Below are 16,631 nucleotides of genomic sequence, written 5' to 3'. Positions count from 1 at the left end.
CATCGTGTTCTATTTGCCCACGAAACGATTGAAGCGATCCGCCACGTGCCGTCCGCGGGCGTGGCATCCTGCCCCGCATGGCAACAGTAGGACAGACGGAGGGCCGGCCCGCCGAACGCACGCTGTTCGGGCATCCCGTCGGCCTGGCCAACCTATTCGGCGTCGAGTTGTGGGAGCGCTTCTCCTTCTACGGGATGCTCACCATCCTCGGCTACTACCTCTATTACTCGGTCACCGACGGCGGCCTGGAACTGCCGAAGGCCACGGCGACCGGCATCGTGGGCGCCTACGGCGGGCTGGTGTATCTGTCCACCGTGCTGGGCGGCTGGATCGCCGACCGATTGCTCGGCATGGAACGCACCGTGTTCTACGGCGGCGTGGTCGTGATGTGCGGCCACATCGCGCTGGCGATCGTGCCGGGCCTGGCGGGGGTCGCGGTCGGCCTTGTGCTCGTGGCGCTCGGTTCGGGTGCGTTGAAGGCCAACGCGTCGTCGTTGCTCGGCACCCTCTACGACAAAGGCGATGCCCGCTGCGACGGCGGCTTCACGCTGTTCTATCTGGGCATCAACCTCGGTGCGTTCATCGGCCCGCTGATCACCGGCCTGCTGCAGACGCGTGCCGGGTTCCATTACGGCTTCGGTGCTGCCGCGGTCGGGATGGCGCTCGGACTGGCACAGTACGTAGCGTTTCGCCGTAACCTCGGTACCCACGGCCAGACCGTGCCGAACCCGTTGCCGCGCAGTGGAATCGGCTGGGCGGTGGGTGCCGCGCTCGCCGTCATCGTCATCGTCGCGGTGTCGTTCATGACCGGCCTTGTCGAGCTGGCCAACCTGTCACAGGTCACCACGGGGGTGATCGTCGTGGCATCGGTGGCGTACTTCGTCGTGATGTTGACCAGTTCGAAGGTCGAGGCGATCGAACGGACGCGGGTGCGCGCCTTCATCCCGTTGTTCATCGCCAATGCGGTGTTCTGGTCGCTGTTCCAGCAGATCTTCACGGTGCTCGCGGTGTACTCCGATGAACGGATGAACTGGTCGATCTTCGGATGGACCGCACCGTCGAACTGGATCGGATCCATCGAACCCGTCTGGATCATCGCGCTGTCACCGCTTTTCGCGATCATGTGGACACGACTGGGCAACCGGGCGCCGACCACGCCTCGTAAGTTCGCCTACGGCGTGATCGGGATGGGTTTGGCCTTCCTGATGTTCCTGCCGATGGCGGGCACGACGGGCAAGGCGGTGCCCGCCCTGCTCGTGGTCGGCATCATGGCGGTCTTCGCCATCTCCGAACTGCTGCTGTCGCCCATCGGCCTTTCGGTGACCACAAAGCTTGCGCCCGAGGCGTTTCGGGCTCAGATGATGGCGCTGTACTTCTTCTCGGTCGGCCTCGGCACCTCGATGTCAGGCGTGCTGGCCCGGTATTACGATCCCGCGCACGAATTCGCCTACTTCGGAATCATCGGCGCCGTCGCAATTCTGGTCGGTGTGGTGGCATTCGCCATCGCGCCGTGGATCAGCCGACTGATGGAGGGCGTGCACTAGCGGCGGCGTGGCCAAAGCGTGACCCGACCGAAACCGCAATCGCCCTTCGCCGGGATCAGCATGGGAATCGGATCGCGGAGGAGGTTGACCGATGTCGATAGCTGCACCGATCGACGCGATAGACATCGGCGACCCACCGCGGGCCGACGCCGTCGAACACGGCGTGGTGGCCGTGCGCAACTACGGATTCGGCCGTTCGGAGGCCGCCTGCTCCTGCGGGTGGGCGGGTCGTCGCCGTTACCTGAAGGCCGCCGCCGAACAGGACGCGTGGATGCACTCCGTGCACCAGAAGTGCGATATCGCCGTGCCCCTGGTGATTCCGTTCCCGGCAGCCTGAGTCAGCCCGCCAGGATCTCCTTCAGCATCTGCGGCCCGATGTTGCCGCCGGACAGCACAATCACGGAGCGACCAGGCGGCGTCGCGCCCTTGCGGTAGGCCGCCAACGCCACCGCACCGCTGGGTTCGGCGACCAGATGTGCGCGATGCGCGAGTTCACGCACGGCATCTCGAATCTCGCTCTCCGACACCGTGATCAGATCGTCAAGCACCTTCTGCAGGTGTGCGAACGTCAACTCGGACGGTTGTGACCGAAGGCCGTCGGCTATCGTCCGGTTCCTGTCCTCGATCGTCCAGTCCACCCGGTGGCCTGCGCGAAGGGACTCGGCGGTGTCGGCCGCCAACTCCGGTTCGACGCCGAACACGCGGGCATCGGGGCAGAGCGCCTTGATCGCGGTGCCGATGCCCGACGCCAGTCCCCCGCCACTGACCGGAACGATCACGTTGTCAACGGCGGGCAGATCCTCGGCGATCTCGAGGCCGATGGTGCCCTGCCCGGCGATGACGTCCGGGTGGTCGAACGGCGGCACCAGCACCCCGCCGGTGCGCTCGACGACTTCGTCGGCCACTTTTTCGCGCTGGCCCGCACCGCACAGCACCACCTCGGCGCCGTGGCTGCGGGTGGCCGCCACCTTGATGTCGGGTGTTTCCTCCGGCATCACGATGTGCGCGGGCACGCCGTAGACCGCCGCCGCGTACGCCACCGCCTGCGCGTGGTTGCCGCTCGAATACGCGACCACGCCGCGGGTCCGCACGGACTCGTCGAGGTGCCCGATCGCGTTGAACGCGCCGCGGACCTTGAACGCGCCGATCGACTGCAGGTTCTCGGGTTTGATCCACAGCGGGCGGTCGTCATCCGCCCAGCCCGCGGGAACCAACGGCGTGCGAAGGATGTAAGGACGGACCAGTTCGGCGGCGGCGCGAATGTCGTCGATGGTTACCAGCTGCACCGGACCAGTCTGCCCGATCGGCTGATCATGGCCTGGTCGCGGTGAAGCTGCTGCTGGTTGCCGACTCGGAGTCGACGTTGAAACCCCTGCCCGCCAGCAGCCGACGGAAGAACTCGGCGCTGACCTTCGCCTGCAGCCGCACACCGTATTGCCGGGAGAAGACCCGGTCCTGCGGCAGCACCACCGTCGGCGGGCCGCCGGGTGGCGGCGTGAAGGTGATGGTGGTGCCGTCGGCTGCCACCGTCGCATACTCATACTCCAACAGCGGTGCCCAGTCCTCGCCGCTTCGTACCGACACCAAACCGTCGGGATGAACCTGAAACTCCATGCCCCCCTTGAAGAATGGCACCAGGTTGATGAACAGCAGCAGCAGGCCGGGAATCAACAGGATGAACAACGCATAAGCGTGCGTGTTCTCCAGTTCGGCGTCATAGGTCGGAGCGATCATCTCGGCGAGCCAACCCTCGATGAAAACGCCGATGTCGGTGAACACCTCACTGACCGTCGCCCGTCCGGTCGATACGTCGTAGATCGCGGCCATCGAACCGGCGATCCCGCCAAGGGTGAGCAGCCCGCCGAACAACACCAGCCCCCAACTGGTTCGGGAGACGAACGCGCCGAGCAGATGAGTCGGTTCACGCAGTTCGTACTTCGGCCCGCCAAGGGGTTTCGCCATACACCAGATGCTGATCGCGATCGCGGCGATCAGCGCCAGCCACTCCAGGGGCGAGAAGTACACGCTCTGCGAGTGGTAGACCGCGAGGCCGAGAAACGCCAACCACGCGATCCACCGCAAGGCCCGCTGCCACCACGTGATCCGCCGCTCGACGGTGTCTTCCGGGTGTCGCCGCGGCTGGCGCCCATCGGTGGTCGGGGTCGGCGCCTGCCAACGTTCGCTGCCGGTCACGCGAAGATGGTAGCGTCGCCAACCACAACGGATGGGCGCTACAGCAAACCTTCTAACGTGAGGCCGCGACGGTGTATTCGTACCCGGTGGTGCCGCGCTACGCGGAAATCGACCAGCAGGGCGTGGTGTTCAACGGCCACTACCTCACCTGGTTCGACGAGGCATGCGCCGGATTTCTCGAACACCTGGGTGTCACCTACCCGGGGCTGATCCACTCCGGACACGACATTCAGGTCGTGCACAGCGACATCGATTATCTGGCCGGGGTTCGCTGGGGCGATTCGGTGCGCGTTGCAGTGCACTGTGAGCGGATCGGGACCACCAGTTTCACGCTCGGATTCACCGTGTTGCGGCGCACCGGCGAGGCGGCCGAACACACCGCTGTCCGTGGTCGCAACACCTACGTGGTGGTGTCGACGGACGACTGGGCCAAGCGGCCGATCCCCGACAGGCTGCGCGCCGTGTTGGCCAAACCCGTGCAGGTGTGAGCGGTACGGTCTTGGCATGGGCCACGATCACGATCACCAACGCGAGCTGCCGCCCGGCATGGCCGAGCAACTCGAGTTGGCCTACGCCGGGATGGTGTCCTTCGGGCACCGCCCGTTCCTCACCGAGGTCGGCCAGTTGGAGTCGTGGCGACCCGACGTTGCGATCGTCGGCGCACCGTTCGACATCTCCACCACGAACCGGCCCGGCGCCCGGTTCGGTCCGCGCGCGATCCGCGCCACCGCCTACGAACCAGGCACCTACCACCTCGACCTCGGGTTGGAGATCTTCGACTGGCTCGAGGTCGTCGACTTCGGTGACGCGTATTGCCCACACGGCCAAACCGAGGTGTCGCACAACAACATTCGCGAACGCGTGCATGCGGTCGCGTCACGGGGCATCGTTCCCGTGATCCTCGGCGGCGACCACTCGATCACATGGCCGGCCGCCACCGCGGTCGCCGACGTGCACGGGTACGGCAACGTCGGGATCGTGCACTTCGACGCGCACGCCGACACCGCCGACGAGATCGAAGGCAACTTGGCCAGCCACGGCACCCCGATGCGGAGGCTGATCGAGTCAGGCGCGGTGCCGGGCACCCACTTCGTCCAGGTCGGCCTGCGCGGATACTGGCCGCCGCAGGACACCTTCGAGTGGATGCTCGAACAAGGCATGACGTGGCACACCATGCAGGAGATCTGGGACCGCGGATTCAAGGCGGTGATGCGCGACGCGGTGAGCGAGGCGCTCGCCAAAGCCGACAAGCTCTACGTGTCCGTAGACATCGACGTCCTCGACCCGGCGCACGCCCCCGGCACCGGCACGCCCGAACCGGGCGGCATCACCAGCGCCGACCTGTTGCGGATGGTGCGCCAACTCTGCTACGAGCATGATGTCGCGGGCGTCGACGTGGTCGAGGTGGCACCCGCCTACGACCACGCGGAACTGACGGTCAACGCCGCGCACCGGGTGGTGTTCGAAGCGCTCGCAGGCATGGCCGCACGCCGCCGTGACGCCGCGTCGGCGAAACCCGGGCCGCCGGCAAGATAGATCCTCCTTCGCATGTATCAAGTCTGCGTGCACCTGTGGACCTGCTAGATCGACTCCGCGTCGACGTTCCGGTCGCGCAGGCGGGAATGGGCGGTGGGCTCGCGGGCCCCGAGTTGGCCGCGGCGGTGGCTGCCGCCGGAGGCCTTGGAACGCTCGGCCTGTTGCCACCCTCGCAGTTGTGTACCGCCATCAGCGACGTGCGCGACGTCGTCCCCGACCGCGCTGTGGCGGTCAACCTGTTGATGCCGTTCGTCCGCCGCAAGCACGTCGAGGTGTGCATCCAATCGCGAATCGACGTGGCCGTCATCGCGTTTGGGATGGACCGCAATCTGGTCCAGCGGCTCTCCGAACAAGGCGTGTTTGTATTCGTCATGGTCGGCACCGAGGAGGAAGCGCAGCGGGCGTGCGGTTGCGGCGCGAACGGTCTGATCGCCCAGGGCGGCGAGGCGGGCGGGCATCTCTCCGGGACAACTCCGGCGCTGAAATTCCTCCCCCGGGCGCTTGCGGTGGCTCGCGGAAGGCCGGTGCTGCTGGCGGGCGGTGTGGCCACCGCCGAGGACACCCGCGCGGCGATGGCCGCCGGGGCCGCAGGGGTGGTGGCGGGCACCAGGTTCCTGCTGACCGACGAGTCCCGCGCGCATCCGGCATATCAACGCCGAATCCTGAATGCGGACAAGACGATTCGGACGACGCTATTCGGGATGGGCTGGCCGCTGGCGCATCGCGTGGTGGCCAATGCGGCGACCGAGCGGTGGTGCCGCGGCGACGGGCGGGCCCGGTTGCTGCCGCGGATGATCAACGCGGGCAGCGGCAGTCTCGCCAGACTCCCCGACCGGGCGGTCGGATCGGTGCTGCGCATGCAGACGCGGGTGCTGCCGTTCTTCTCCCCCATCACTCCGACGGTCGACATGCCGGAATCGGTGGTCGACCACACGGCCCTGTACGCCGGTGACAGCGCGCTGAGGATGACATCCGTCATATCCGCGCAGAAGGCGGTGACGGAGTTGGCGCCCAAGTGAACAATGAAGGTATGAACGGAGTCCTGTTCTTCGACGGGGCCTGCGGCATGTGTACGCGGTCGGTCTACTTTCTCGTCAGGCACGACCGGACCGGCAACGTCGCGACAGAACCGTTGCAGAGTACCGGCGTGGCCGAGCGGCTGGGAATACCGGAAGACGAGTTGCTGCAGGCGATGCGGTGGCTGGACGACTCCGGCGCCGTCTACACCGGCGCCGAGGCGTGGGCCGCCGCCTGGTCGGTCGCGCTTGGCATCCGCCTGCCGCTGCTGATCTACCGCACCCCCGGTATCCGCTTCGTCCAGGACGCGGTGTACCGCTGGGTGGCCAGCCATCGCTACCGCTTCCGTGGCACGACGCCGTACTGCCAGTCGCATCCCGTTGCCTGCTGACAGCCCGGAAACGGTTGTCCGCCAGTCGGATCCGCTGATCAGACCGACCGGTGCCGACGATCTGGACGTCGTCGGCGCGATCTACGCCCACTACGTAGAGGCCGGGGTCGCGACGTTCGAACTCGTCGCACCGGACGCGGCGGAATGGCGACGTCGGTTCGTCGCCGTGCGGGATGCGGGTCTGCCGTTCCTCACCGCGATGCTGGACGGCAGGGTGGTCGGCTACGCCTACTGCGGGCCGTGGAAGACCCGGCCCGCCTACCGGCACACCGTCGAGGACTCCATCTACGTCGCGCCGGACGCGGCGGGCCGCGGGATCGGTGGCCAACTGCTCGACGCGCTGCTCGAGCATTGTGCGGCAGCGGGTGTCCGCGAGGTCATCGCGGTGATCGTCGACAGCGGCGACGTGGCGTCGCTGGCGCTGCACCGCGATCGCGGATTCGTCGACGCGGGCAGGCTGACCCGAGTTGGGTTCAAGCACGGCCGATGGCTGGACACTGTGCTGCTGCAGCGCAGCCTTGCCGCTCAGCCGAGTTGATCGGTCACCTCGCGCCAGACGGGGTTGTCGTTGCGATGATCGGCGGTGTTGCGACATTCGCCGTACAGCTTCATGGTGGCGAAGCCGTGATCATCGATGTTGCGGTAGAAGATCGCCGTGACCCCATCCCTGGTCAGCTTCTGACCGAAGTGCTCGGCCGTCGAAGCGGCGGGTGTCCAGCCGTGCGCCGTCAGCGAAGCAGCCACGTCGCGCAGGTACTTCACCGAATTGTTCTGCGGCAGCACAAAGTTGAGATACATCACGGCCTGGTACGGCGGCTCCGTCTCGTTCTGGCACGAAACGAACGCATAGCCGCCGGTTACGTCCTGTAAATCCGCAATGCCGCGGATCTGCCTGGCCGACGTCAGCACCTGCCCGACGGACTGCGCATCGGTCATCGGCTCGCCCTGAATCGGCACCTCGTCGTCGTCGCGGCCGGTGAGCCAGAGCGCGCCCGCTGTCACCGCCAGCACCGCCGTGAATGCCGACAACGCCAGCACCGCGGTTCGCGACGAGGTCAGCCGGCCGATCATCGCGACCTACCGACCCGCGATCCCGCTGATCAACCGGTCGCAGAGAGCCTCCATCTCCGCGCGCGCTTGATCCGGATCGGCCGCGCGGGAGACGAACAGCGCCGCCTCGTCCAGCGCTCCGAGCAGCACGTGCGCGGCCGGCCGCAGCGGCTGTTCGGGGATGGCCCCTTCGGCGACCGCATGCGCCAACATGCCCTCGAGCACGCCGAGGCCGTACTTCACCCCGACCGCACGCCACCGCTCCCAGCCAAGCACCGCGGGCGCGTCGATGAGCACGATGCGTGCGACGTCAGGCGCCGAGCACCGTTCGAGGAAGAGCCGAGCCCCCAGCCGCATGCCCGCCAGTGCGTCAACCGGTTGGCGCTCCGCGATTTGCCGGGCGATGTCGGTGACCAGATCGCGTTCGACCTCCTCATAGACCGCCGCAAACAACGCCGCCTTGTCGTCGAACTGGTGGTACAGCGCGCCGCGTGTCACGCCGGCCGTGGCCACGATCGCCTGCGTCGACACGTCCGCAAAGCCCTTGTCGGCGAACAACTTTCGGGCAGCCTGGAGCAGGACCGCCCGCGTCGCGGCGGTGCGTTCGGCCTGGGTGCGCCGGATCGACACCACGTCCTCGTTGACTTTCATACAGCCTGCACGTAACTTTCATGCCAAGTGTTTGTAAGTGTGATCGAAAGGATAGCGAAAATGCCACAGGTCGCGCTGGACCAGGCAACTATCGACTACCGCGTGTTGGGCCCACAGGACTCACCGCACCCGCCGGTGGTGTTCGTGCACGGCATTCTTGTCGACAGCCGACTGTGGGACCGGGTGGCGGAGGGACTGGCGCGTCAGGGGTTCCGTTGCTACCTGCCGGACTGGCCACTGGGTTCCCACGTCACTCCGGTCACGGATGCCAAGGTGCTGTCGCCGCCCGGGGTCGCGACGCTGATTCGCGACTTCATCGAGGCGCTCGGCCTCTCGAACGTGACGCTCGTGGGCAACGACACCGGTGGTGGCCTGTGCCAACTGGTCGTCGACGCCTATCCGGACCGGATCGGCAGGCTGGTGCTGACCAACTGCGATGCGTTCGACAAGTTCCCACCGTTCCCGTTCACTGCCGTCTTCGCGTTGTTGCGGGGACCCATCTCGATCAAGCTGCTGTTCGAGCAGATGCGGATCAAGGCTCTACGGCACTCGCCGCTCGGATACGGCCTGCTGGTCCGCCCCGACCCACAGCTCACCGCTGCCTGGGTGGAGCCGGCGCGCACCGATGTCCGCATCCGCCGCGACCTCGCCATGCTGCTGCGCCATGTCGCCAAGACCGACCTCGTCGACGTCTCGACTCGGCTCGGGCAGTTCACCAAACCCGTGACCATCGTGTGGGGTCAGCGGGACCGCGCGTTCACGCCGGCCCTCGGTCGACGGCTGGCCGCCCTGTTCCCGAACTGCGAGCTGATCGAGGTGCCCGAGGCCAGGACATTCGTGTCACTCGACGCACCCGATGCGGTCATCGCCGCCATCGAGAAAGTGGGCGCTACCGCCTGATCAGTGTTTGACCAGTGTGTACTGGCAGATGTCGGTGTAGCCGTCGCGGAACAACTCGGCGCAGCCGGTCAGGTACTTCATGTACCGGTCGTAGACCTCCTGGGACTGAAGCTTGATGGCTTCGTCCTTGCGGGCCTCCAACTTGTCCGCCCAGATCTCCAGCGTGCGCGCGTAGTGCTCGCGCAGGCGCTGCGCCCTGGTCAGTTCGAAACCCGCCTTCTCCGCGCGCTCCACGACGACGTTGAACTTGGGCAGGTCCCCGCCGGGGAAGATCTCGTCCATGATGAACTTCGAGAAGCGAAGCAGCTTCATGGTCAGTGGCAGTCCGCTCGCGACGAACTCGTCATCGGTGGGCTTGATGATCGTGTGCAGCAGCATCACGCCGTCGTTCGGCAGCAGCTGGAAGGCCTTCTTGAAGAAGTCGTCGTAGCGGTCGCGGCCGAAGTGTTCGAACGCGCCGATCGACACGATCCGGTCGACGGGCTCGTCGAACTGCTCCCAGCCTTCCAGCAGCACCTTCTTGCTGCGCGTGCTCTTCGACGCGGCGAATGTCTGCTCGACATGGGCCTTCTGGTTCTCGCTGAGGGTCAGGCCGATGACGTTGACGTCGTAGCGTTCCAGCGCGCGGTTCAGCGTCGCACCCCACCCGCAGCCGATGTCCAGCAAAGTCATACCGGGTTGCAGGCCCAGCTTGCCAAGCGACAGGTCGATCTTGGCGATCTGAGCTTCCTCGAGCGTCATGTCGTCGCGCTCGAAATACGCACAACTGTAGGTCTGCGTCGGATCCAGGAAGAGCCGGAAGAACTCATCCGACAGGTCGTAATGCGCCTGCACATCCTCGAAGTGCGGCCTCAAGTTCTGTGTGTCACTCGTGGTATCTGGCAAGGTCAGCCTTTGGCTTTTGTTATTGAAGTGGTCCGGGCTCCGCGCGTTTCGAGAGCCACCCCCGTCGTGAGGGCAGTGTACGCACAATCGATGGGAAGAGCTTTCAGCGACCTGTACTCATCATATAGTTGACAAAGTCAATGAATCGTTTGACGATGTCAATTATGTCTCAGGTGGTCGACGATGTCCGCGGCTTCAACCGCTTCTACACCCGGGTTCTGGGTCTGCTGCAGCCCGACCTGGTCGGGTCGGCGTTCGGGTTGACCGAGGCCAGAGTGTTGTTCGAACTGGCGAATCGCGACCATGCCGCGGTTGCCGACCTGCGCGGCGATCTGGGGCTCGACGCCGGTTACCTCAGCCGCATCCTGTCGAATTTCACCGCGTCGGGCTTGGTGACGCGGGAGAAGTCGTCGGTTGATGCACGGCGACAGGTGGTGCGGTTGACCGAGGACGGCCGGCGCGCCTTCGAGAAGCTGGACCGGTTGCAGGCGGACGCGATCGCAACGATGTTGGCACCGCTCGACGAGGGCCTGCGTGCGGATCTCGTTTCCGCGATGGCGCGCATCCGCCGCGCGCTGGGCGATGCGCCGCCCCGGACTGGGCTGGTGCTGCGCGCGCCCGCGCCGGGAGACCTCGGCTGGGTGATCGAGCGGCACGGTCACCGGTACGCCGCCGAGTACGGCTGGGATGCGACGTTCGAGGCGCTGGTGGCCCGCATCGTTGCCGACTTCGCCGACCGCGACGACGCCAGACGCGAAGCGGCGTGGATCGCCGAGTTGGACGGTGAGCGGGTCGGCTGTGTGTTCTGCACCAACCACCCCGACGAGGAAGCCACCGCACAGCTGCGACTGCTGCTCGTCGAGCCCTCAGCGCGCGGCAGCGGGGTGGGCACCCGACTGGTGGACGAATGCCTGCGATTCGCCCGGCGGGCCGGCTACCACCGAATCACGTTGTGGACCAACGACGTCCTGCTCGCCGCCCGCCGGATCTACCAGCGGGCGGGCTTCCGATGCGACCGCCGCGAGCCGCATCACAGCTTCGGACACGACCTCGTCGGCGAATTCTGGTCGCGTGACCTGTGACCGGTCAGGCCGCAGGCGTCGCGCCGAGCACCCGCTGGATGTCTGGCTTCATAGCCTGCAATTGACCGCCCCAGTAGCCCCAGCTGTGCGTGCCGTTGGGCGGGAAATCGAAGACGCCGTTGCTTCCGCCTGCCCGCGTGTACGCCGCCTGGAAGTCCCTGTTGGTGCGGATGGTCAGGCCCTCGAGGAACTGCGCGGGAATTTGCGCATTGCCGAGCCCGGCATCGAGATCCGTCGGATTGCCGTTGCCGCTGTACACCCAGATGCGGGTGCCGTTGGACACCAGTCGGCCGATCTGCAGCATAGGGTCGTTGCGCTGCCAGGCCGGCCCGCCGTACGGGCCCCACATGTCGAGCGCGTTGAACCCGCCGGCGTCGCCCATCGCGATGCCGACGAGCACCGGCCACAGCCCCTTGGACAGGTTCAGGAAGCCCGACAGCGCACCGGCGTAGACGAACTGGCCGGGGTGATAGGCGGCCAGGATCAGCGCCGCGCTCCCGGACATCGACAGGCCGACGACGGCGTTGCCTGTGGCACTGACACCCTTGTTCGCGGCCAGCCACCCGGGCAGTTCCGAGGTCAGAAACGTCTCCCACTTGTAGGTCTGCGTGGTGCCGTTGCCGACCGCGGGCCGGTACCAGTCGGTGTAAAAGCTCGACATGCCGCCGACGGGCGCCACGACCGAAAGGCCTGAGCCGTCGAACCAACTGAATGCGCCGGTCTCGATGTCCCAGCCGTTGCGGTCGTCGCGGGCACGCAGGCCGTCGAGCAGGTAGACGGCCTTGGGGCCGCCGCCCTGGAACTGGACGGTGATGTCGCGTCCCATCGAGGGCGAAGGAACGCGCAGGACCTCGACCGCCGCGTTCGCGGTCGGAGTGCCTCCGGTGATGCCGATCAGTGCGGGCAGCAACGCCGCCGCGAAGATTGCCGCCGAAAGTCGGCGGAGCCATTTGTTCGTTGCCTGGTGAGAAATGTTCATGGTCCTACTTCGGTCGTCCCGACAACGGGTTAATCGCGGGCCAACTCCACTCAGTTACACCGCGATGGGGGGACAATCGAAAACGACCGGAGCCGAAAGGAGTGAACGATGAAAGCCAAAGTCGGCGATTACTTGGTGGTCAAGGGGACCACTGTCGAGCAACACGATCGGCGCGGCGTCATCACCGAGGTCCGTTCGGACGACGGGTCACCGCCGTATGTGGTCCGGTGGCTGAGCACCGATCACACCGCTACGGTGTATCCGGGCCCGGACGCAGTCGTCGTCACACCGGCCGAGCAGGAAGCGGCGGACGCGCGGCATCGATCTGGATAGTCGAGAACCGGGGACGGGACGGAGGCTGGTCATGACCACCCCTGACGACATCGCATTCGCCGACGACGACAACACGTGGCTCGAGGCGGATCGCGTCGCGAGCGGCAGGGGGTGGGAAGCCAACGAAGCCGATCTGATCGAGCAGGCCATCGCCGTCCCGGACGACGAATCGGAGTTCGACCGCTGAGAACTCAGTTGTGGATGGCCGACGACTCCTTGAGTAGCAGCCCATAGCCGTTGCAGCACATGCTGATTCGGAGAGGTCGGCTCGGAGCGTGGGTGGCGAGCCAGGCGCGCAGCGCTGGCAGTTGCTTGTCCACGGATAAGTGTTTGACTCCGAGTTCGTCCAGCAGCATGTGCAGGCACCTGGGCTCTGTTCTGACGGTCATGGCTGTCCCCCTTCTACGCCCCGTCGGCCAATGTTATGTCGATGGGATGCGACGCGAGGCGGTTTGCTCAAATGCTGCCTCGGCCGCTTCAGCAACCGCGAAACCATTAGCTACAGAAGGAGAATCATGAAATTCGGTGACGCCGTCCTGCCCGGTGCGACCGCACTGTGTGCCGCGGCGGCCTTCGCGATGCTGCCGATGGCGCCCGCGCGGGGCGACGACGCCAATCCTCTGGTGGCACTGGTGGATGCGGCCGCTCAACGGCTGCAGACGGCGGACCCGGTGGCGGCGACCAAGTGGATCAAGGGCGGTTCGATCGAAGATCCGCCACGTGTCGAACAGGTGTTGTCCACGGTGGCGGCCGACGCCAACCGCAGAGGAGTGGACAGCGGGTACGTCAGGCGGATTTTCACCGATCAGATAGACGCCACCACGGGCATCGAGTACACCCGCTTCGGCCAGTGGAAGCTCGACCCCTCATTGGCGCCCGCCCAAGCGCCCGACCTGACCGCGTCACGAGACGTCATCGATCGGTTGAACGCTCAGATGGTCGAGCAGATCGCTGCCCAGTCCCCGGTGCTGCACTCCCCCGACTGCCTCCGCACCCTCGACGATGCCAAAGCCACCGTAGCCGCCGCCCGCACGCTCGACCCGCTGTACCGGCAAGGGCTCGACTATTCGACGCATTCCTATTGCGGTGCATGAGGTTTTCAGAACAGACTGCGCTCACCTTCGACGTCGTACTCGGCGACCGAACCCGCTTCGATCGCGGCGCCCTGTTCGTCGCTGGGGCCACTGCCGCGGAAGGCTTCGACCGCAGCCTGCGATTCCCACCGTTCGAAGATGTTTACCCGGCCTGGCTCGAGCAGGTCCGCCGTGATCGAGAAATCAAGGCAGCCCGCAGTGCGGCGCGCCTGACGAACCACCTTTACGCAGCCGGCGAGATAGTCGTCACGTTGCGTCGGGTCGACCACGACGTGTCCTGCGACAATCACCATCGCGAGCCTCCTTCCTGTGTAGTAAGCAGGAGACCATGAATCTTCGCCAGCCACGAGAACCCATCGGTTCGGTCGAGGCCACCGCCGACGCCGCCCGCGCGTTCGGGGAGGCGTACCAGACCGCTGACGGCTCAACGGTCATCCCGGTCACGCGCGGAGCCGATTCCCGTCCCGCGGGGATCTACGTGATCAAGGACGGCAACGCGACGTGGGTGCCCGCCGCGGACACCGGCCGGATCGCGCTGATGGGCATCCTGGTCGGACTGGTCGCCACGGCGCTGGCGGGCATGGCTATGATTCGTCGCCCGCCGTGGCCCGATCTGCACGGCGATATCTCGCACGCACACTAGCCGCCCCGACCACCACCACTACCATCAACGCGGCCAACCACGGCCACGCGCCGTGCTGATGCACCCAGCTGGCGATCGCACCCTGCACCCGGCCCGCCGCCCCGATCACCGGGTCTTCTGCGTTGCCGTTGCCACCGAACAGCCGGATCTCGTAGAACCCGTAGTAGCCGACGTAGCCGCCGACAACGACGAGCAGTGCGCCGCTGATGCGGTTGACGTACGGCATGATTCGGCGGATCCGCGCTGTGACGGTCGACGCGGTCACCGCGGCGGCCACGGCCAGCACGCCGACCACGAGGGTGAAACCACCCGCGTAGGCGAGGTACACCGCTACCGCGCCGACGGCAGAACCGCTGCGCAGCCCCGCGGCGGTGACCGCCAGAAACGGCCCGACCGTGCACGATACAGACGCGATCGCGTAGCCGACGCCGTAGCCGAACATCGATCCGAGTCGGGCCGTCGGCGCCCTGCGCGCGCCCCGCGCCAGCGGGCGCAGTGGGGTGATCTCACGCCCGGCGAGCAACCAAACCCCAAGGGCGACAAGGCCGACACCGATCACCGTGGTGACGTACGGAAGGTAGCGCTGCACGGTCGAGGCAACCGACACCGTGAGCAAACCGAAACCGGTGAAGACCGCGATGAAGCCTAGTGCCATGGCCGCTGTGGCGGTCACCGCACGCGCCATCGCCGCTCGCCTGCTGGTGTCCTCGCTTCGGACCACAAGAGCGAGATAGGCGGGCAACATGGCGAATCCGCACGGGTTCAGTGCCGCCACCAGGCCCGCGGCGAAGGCCAAGCCCAGCAGGTCTTGGTCCATGCCGCCGCTAGGCCAGCGCCGCGACCCGGTCGGACAATTCCTGAGCGGGCATGGCCGAGGTGGGGTTGTTCACGAATGTCGACGATCCGTCGGACCGGTAGAAGACGTAGGCCGGTTGCCACGGAACGTTGTAGCGGGCCCAGATCGATCCGTCGGCGTCGTTGAGGTTGGTGAAGTTCAGGTTGTACTTCGAGACGAAGGCCTGCATCGCCGCCACGTCGGAGCGTGCCGCCACCCCTACGAAGGTGACTCTCGGATTGGCAGCCGCTACCTGGCTGACGTTCGGCGCCTCGGCGTTGCAGAACGGACACCACGGCGTCCAGAACCACAAAACGGCGGGTTTACCCGCCAGGCTCGATCCGGAGAACGGGGCGCCCGACAACGTCGACCCGGTGAACTGCAACCGGTCGTCGGCAACCGCGGCGGGTGCACTGATCAAGCCGAACGTCAGCGCGGCGACCCCACTCAGCACGAGCGATCGGATCAAACGCGAAAATCGGGAGCTCATCGGGCATCTCCTTCGCTCAAGCGGAAGCATGCGGCGGACCTGCGTCGCACACTTCTAGACACGAAGGCATCGTCGTCGCGGTTCACCGACCGCTCAGTTCTGCCGCGGACCCAGTTCGGCCACGAATCGGTCGATGAACGCGGCCATGTCCGCATGCAGTGCGGGCCGGATCACGAATTTGGTCAGCCCCGCCGCTAGATAACCATCCAGTTGACGGTGTAACTGTGGCCAACCGCTCGCGATCAACTCGGTGGGATCGACGTCCGGCCGACGCCGCCTGACCGCTGCCGCCAAGGCGTCAGGCACGTCGCCGTCGCTGACAGCGAGGTTGATCCCGAAGTGGTCAGGTTCGATTTCGCGGCCTGCTGCGGCGGCGGCGCGCTGAATCTGCTCCCGGCCGCGGCGCGCCTCGTCGGGGGTGAGGAAACTGCCGAGCCATCCGTCGCCGAGTTCCCCGATACGGCGAAACGCCGCAGGCGCCGAACCGCCGAGCCACAGGTCCAGCGGCTTGACCGGGCGCGGTTCGACGTCGGCGGCGCTGACAGCGAAATACTCGCCCTCGAACGCGACATCGTCTTGTTCCAGAACCGATCTCAACAGTCGCAGCGATTCGTCGAAGACGGCCGCGCGTTCGCCGTCGGGCACCACGAAGATCTCCCGCTCCGCGGGTATCGCCGAGCGCAGCCCGAACACCGGCAGCACCCGCTTGGGCGCCAGCGCCGCCAACGACGCCAGCTGTTTGGCCACCAGAACCGGGTGCCGGCCGGGCAGCACCGCGACCGATGTACCGACCTTCAGCTTCGTCGTCCTGGCCAACGCGAAAGCCATCCCGACGAACGGGTCGACGGCCTTGGAATACACCAACTCCGAGAACCACAGCGAGTCGACGCGGGTCGCCTCGAGATGGTCGACGATGCCGGCCAGTTGTTCCGGACCCGTGTCCGCGCCCAGTCCGATGCCGAACCGAATCTTCACGACCCGATGCTACGGAAAGGCGGCCACAACCCT

24 protein-coding genes are annotated in these 16,631 nt (G+C 66.3%); 13 read left to right on the top strand and 11 right to left on the bottom strand.

The genetic code is table 11. The features are described from left to right. Positions 1-77 precede the first annotated feature (77 nt). Together A5724_RS15620 and A5724_RS15615 are read left to right on the top strand one after the other, a co-directional pair. Positions 78-1,544: a peptide MFS transporter gene (locus tag A5724_RS15620; RefSeq protein ID WP_067803370.1), complete on the top strand. Its 1,467-nt coding sequence runs from the start codon at positions 78-80 to the stop codon at positions 1,542-1,544. A 91-nt stretch (positions 1,545-1,635) separates the two neighbouring features. Then, positions 1,636-1,881 (top strand): hypothetical protein, encoded by a 246-nt coding sequence (locus A5724_RS15615; RefSeq protein ID WP_067803367.1) that lies wholly within the window; start codon positions 1,636-1,638, stop codon positions 1,879-1,881. A gap of 1 nt (position 1,882) precedes the next feature. On the opposite strand, the gene A5724_RS15610 is transcribed toward A5724_RS15615, so the two are convergent. Together A5724_RS15610 and A5724_RS15605 are read right to left on the bottom strand one after the other, a co-directional pair. Beyond that, positions 1,883-2,830 carry a threonine/serine dehydratase gene (locus tag A5724_RS15610; RefSeq protein ID WP_067803364.1) on the bottom strand — a complete coding sequence of 316 codons (948 nt, stop codon included), beginning with the start codon at positions 2,828-2,830 and terminating at the stop codon, positions 1,883-1,885. A 25-nt stretch (positions 2,831-2,855) separates the two neighbouring features. After that, on the bottom strand, positions 2,856-3,737 hold the full coding sequence (locus A5724_RS15605) for a hypothetical protein (protein ID WP_067803361.1): 882 nt from the start codon (positions 3,735-3,737) through the stop codon (positions 2,856-2,858). Between the two features lie 71 nt (positions 3,738-3,808). On the opposite strand from A5724_RS15605, the gene A5724_RS15600 reads away from it, so the two are divergent. The 5 genes from A5724_RS15600 to A5724_RS15580 are packed head-to-tail and all read left to right on the top strand — an operon-like array spanning position 3,809 to position 7,219. Further along, a complete protein-coding gene (locus tag A5724_RS15600) occupies positions 3,809-4,225 on the top strand; it encodes a thioesterase family protein (protein ID WP_067803359.1) in 417 nt (138 codons plus the stop codon). Positions 4,226-4,241: 16 nt separating this feature from the next. After that, positions 4,242-5,273 (top strand): agmatinase, encoded by a 1,032-nt coding sequence (gene speB / locus A5724_RS15595; protein ID WP_369830638.1) that lies wholly within the window; start codon positions 4,242-4,244, stop codon positions 5,271-5,273. A 35-nt stretch (positions 5,274-5,308) separates the two neighbouring features. Beyond that, positions 5,309-6,292, top strand: a complete 984-nt coding sequence (locus tag A5724_RS15590) for a nitronate monooxygenase family protein (protein ID WP_067803356.1) — start codon at positions 5,309-5,311, stop codon at positions 6,290-6,292. An 11-nt stretch (positions 6,293-6,303) separates the two neighbouring features. Beyond that, entirely contained in the window at positions 6,304-6,681 is a 378-nt protein-coding gene (locus tag A5724_RS15585) for a thiol-disulfide oxidoreductase DCC family protein (protein WP_067803826.1), read from the top strand. Next, positions 6,671-7,219, top strand: coding sequence for a GNAT family N-acetyltransferase (locus A5724_RS15580; RefSeq protein ID WP_197518672.1), 549 nt, complete (start codon positions 6,671-6,673; stop codon positions 7,217-7,219). Before A5724_RS15585 ends, A5724_RS15580 begins: the two co-directional genes overlap by 11 nt. Here A5724_RS15580 and A5724_RS15575 read toward each other — a convergent pair. Together A5724_RS15575 and A5724_RS15570 are read right to left on the bottom strand one after the other, a co-directional pair. Then, entirely contained in the window at positions 7,207-7,752 is a 546-nt protein-coding gene (locus A5724_RS15575; protein WP_082965047.1) for a hypothetical protein, read from the bottom strand. The two genes, A5724_RS15580 and A5724_RS15575, sit on opposite strands and share 13 nt — an antisense overlap. A 6-nt stretch (positions 7,753-7,758) precedes the next feature. Then, on the bottom strand, positions 7,759-8,382 hold the full coding sequence (locus tag A5724_RS15570; RefSeq protein WP_067803353.1) for a TetR/AcrR family transcriptional regulator: 624 nt from the start codon (positions 8,380-8,382) through the stop codon (positions 7,759-7,761). A gap of 60 nt (positions 8,383-8,442) precedes the next feature. Here A5724_RS15570 and A5724_RS15565 point away from each other — a divergent pair, with 60 nt between their 5' ends. Then, on the top strand, positions 8,443-9,282 hold the full coding sequence (locus tag A5724_RS15565; RefSeq protein ID WP_067803350.1) for an alpha/beta fold hydrolase: 840 nt from the start codon (positions 8,443-8,445) through the stop codon (positions 9,280-9,282). Here the strand turns inward: A5724_RS15565 and A5724_RS15560 are convergent, their stop codons facing one another. After that, positions 9,283-10,167 (bottom strand): cyclopropane mycolic acid synthase family methyltransferase, encoded by an 885-nt coding sequence (locus tag A5724_RS15560; protein ID WP_067803347.1) that lies wholly within the window; start codon positions 10,165-10,167, stop codon positions 9,283-9,285. A gap of 164 nt (positions 10,168-10,331) precedes the next feature. On the opposite strand from A5724_RS15560, the gene A5724_RS15555 reads away from it, so the two are divergent. Beyond that, positions 10,332-11,249 carry a helix-turn-helix domain-containing GNAT family N-acetyltransferase gene (locus A5724_RS15555; protein WP_156752301.1) on the top strand — a complete coding sequence of 306 codons (918 nt, stop codon included), beginning with the start codon at positions 10,332-10,334 and terminating at the stop codon, positions 11,247-11,249. 4 nt (positions 11,250-11,253) lie between these two features. On the opposite strand, the gene A5724_RS15550 is transcribed toward A5724_RS15555, so the two are convergent. Further along, complete coding sequence (locus tag A5724_RS15550) at positions 11,254-12,228, bottom strand: esterase family protein (protein ID WP_067803341.1); 975 nt, start codon at positions 12,226-12,228, stop codon at positions 11,254-11,256. Positions 12,229-12,336: 108 nt separating this feature from the next. Here A5724_RS15550 and A5724_RS15545 point away from each other — a divergent pair, with 108 nt between their 5' ends. Together A5724_RS15545 and A5724_RS34210 are read left to right on the top strand one after the other, a co-directional pair. After that, entirely contained in the window at positions 12,337-12,561 is a 225-nt protein-coding gene (locus tag A5724_RS15545) for a DUF1918 domain-containing protein (RefSeq protein ID WP_067803338.1), read from the top strand. A gap of 31 nt (positions 12,562-12,592) precedes the next feature. Continuing rightward, entirely contained in the window at positions 12,593-12,748 is a 156-nt protein-coding gene (locus A5724_RS34210) for a hypothetical protein (RefSeq protein ID WP_197518671.1), read from the top strand. 4 nt (positions 12,749-12,752) lie between these two features. On the opposite strand, the gene A5724_RS33805 is transcribed toward A5724_RS34210, so the two are convergent. Continuing rightward, the gene (locus tag A5724_RS33805) at positions 12,753-12,950 is read right to left on the bottom strand and encodes a hypothetical protein (RefSeq protein ID WP_156752300.1); all 198 of its coding nucleotides are present in this window, start codon (positions 12,948-12,950) and stop codon (positions 12,753-12,755) included. A gap of 126 nt (positions 12,951-13,076) precedes the next feature. On the opposite strand from A5724_RS33805, the gene A5724_RS15540 reads away from it, so the two are divergent. Next, on the top strand, positions 13,077-13,655 hold the full coding sequence (locus A5724_RS15540; protein WP_082965046.1) for a chorismate mutase: 579 nt from the start codon (positions 13,077-13,079) through the stop codon (positions 13,653-13,655). Positions 13,656-13,660: 5 nt separating this feature from the next. Here A5724_RS15540 and A5724_RS15535 read toward each other — a convergent pair whose 3' ends face one another. Beyond that, positions 13,661-13,948 carry a putative quinol monooxygenase gene (locus tag A5724_RS15535; protein ID WP_067803334.1) on the bottom strand — a complete coding sequence of 96 codons (288 nt, stop codon included), beginning with the start codon at positions 13,946-13,948 and terminating at the stop codon, positions 13,661-13,663. A 35-nt stretch (positions 13,949-13,983) separates the two neighbouring features. Between A5724_RS15535 and A5724_RS15530 the strand changes: the two genes are divergently transcribed. Next, positions 13,984-14,298 carry a hypothetical protein gene (locus tag A5724_RS15530; RefSeq protein ID WP_067803331.1) on the top strand — a complete coding sequence of 105 codons (315 nt, stop codon included), beginning with the start codon at positions 13,984-13,986 and terminating at the stop codon, positions 14,296-14,298. On the opposite strand, the gene A5724_RS15525 is transcribed toward A5724_RS15530, so the two are convergent. The 3 genes from A5724_RS15525 to A5724_RS15515 form a co-directional block, all read right to left on the bottom strand. Next, complete coding sequence (locus A5724_RS15525; protein WP_067803328.1) at positions 14,240-15,115, bottom strand: cytochrome c biogenesis CcdA family protein; 876 nt, start codon at positions 15,113-15,115, stop codon at positions 14,240-14,242. The two genes, A5724_RS15530 and A5724_RS15525, sit on opposite strands and share 59 nt — an antisense overlap. 7 nt (positions 15,116-15,122) lie before the next feature. Then, complete coding sequence (locus tag A5724_RS15520) at positions 15,123-15,623, bottom strand: protein disulfide oxidoreductase (RefSeq protein WP_067803325.1); 501 nt, start codon at positions 15,621-15,623, stop codon at positions 15,123-15,125. A 93-nt stretch (positions 15,624-15,716) separates the two neighbouring features. After that, a complete protein-coding gene (locus tag A5724_RS15515; RefSeq protein ID WP_067803322.1) occupies positions 15,717-16,598 on the bottom strand; it encodes a TIGR03854 family LLM class F420-dependent oxidoreductase in 882 nt (293 codons plus the stop codon). Between the last annotated feature and the right edge of the window lie 33 nt (positions 16,599-16,631).

It is taken from the genome of Mycobacterium sp. ACS1612 (genome assembly GCF_001667505.1).
GTDB lineage: Bacteria > Actinomycetota > Actinomycetes > Mycobacteriales > Mycobacteriaceae > Mycobacterium.
The sequence above is the reverse complement of the archived record's forward strand: the minus strand, read 5'-3'. Positions and strand labels throughout refer to the sequence as shown.

Coding starts and splice junctions, on each gene's coding strand:
- A5724_RS15620 (WP_067803370.1), top strand. CDS start 78: ATGGCAACAGTAGGACAGACGGAGGGCCGGCCCGCCGAACGCACGCTG.
- A5724_RS15615 (WP_067803367.1), top strand. CDS start 1,636: ATGTCGATAGCTGCACCGATCGACGCGATAGACATCGGCGACCCACCG.
- speB (WP_369830638.1), top strand. CDS start 4,242: ATGGGCCACGATCACGATCACCAACGCGAGCTGCCGCCCGGCATGGCC.
- A5724_RS15585 (WP_067803826.1), top strand. CDS start 6,304: ATGAACGGAGTCCTGTTCTTCGACGGGGCCTGCGGCATGTGTACGCGG.
- A5724_RS15575 (WP_082965047.1), bottom strand. CDS start 7,752: ATGATCGGCCGGCTGACCTCGTCGCGAACCGCGGTGCTGGCGTTGTCG.
- A5724_RS15570 (WP_067803353.1), bottom strand. CDS start 8,382: ATGAAAGTCAACGAGGACGTGGTGTCGATCCGGCGCACCCAGGCCGAA.
- A5724_RS15565 (WP_067803350.1), top strand. CDS start 8,443: ATGCCACAGGTCGCGCTGGACCAGGCAACTATCGACTACCGCGTGTTG.
- A5724_RS15555 (WP_156752301.1), top strand. CDS start 10,332: ATGTCTCAGGTGGTCGACGATGTCCGCGGCTTCAACCGCTTCTACACC.
- A5724_RS15550 (WP_067803341.1), bottom strand. CDS start 12,228: ATGAACATTTCTCACCAGGCAACGAACAAATGGCTCCGCCGACTTTCG.
- A5724_RS15545 (WP_067803338.1), top strand. CDS start 12,337: ATGAAAGCCAAAGTCGGCGATTACTTGGTGGTCAAGGGGACCACTGTC.
- A5724_RS34210 (WP_197518671.1), top strand. CDS start 12,593: ATGACCACCCCTGACGACATCGCATTCGCCGACGACGACAACACGTGG.
- A5724_RS33805 (WP_156752300.1), bottom strand. CDS start 12,950: ATGACCGTCAGAACAGAGCCCAGGTGCCTGCACATGCTGCTGGACGAA.
- A5724_RS15540 (WP_082965046.1), top strand. CDS start 13,077: ATGAAATTCGGTGACGCCGTCCTGCCCGGTGCGACCGCACTGTGTGCC.
- A5724_RS15535 (WP_067803334.1), bottom strand. CDS start 13,948: ATGGTGATTGTCGCAGGACACGTCGTGGTCGACCCGACGCAACGTGAC.
- A5724_RS15530 (WP_067803331.1), top strand. CDS start 13,984: ATGAATCTTCGCCAGCCACGAGAACCCATCGGTTCGGTCGAGGCCACC.
- A5724_RS15525 (WP_067803328.1), bottom strand. CDS start 15,115: ATGGACCAAGACCTGCTGGGCTTGGCCTTCGCCGCGGGCCTGGTGGCG.
- A5724_RS15520 (WP_067803325.1), bottom strand. CDS start 15,623: ATGAGCTCCCGATTTTCGCGTTTGATCCGATCGCTCGTGCTGAGTGGG.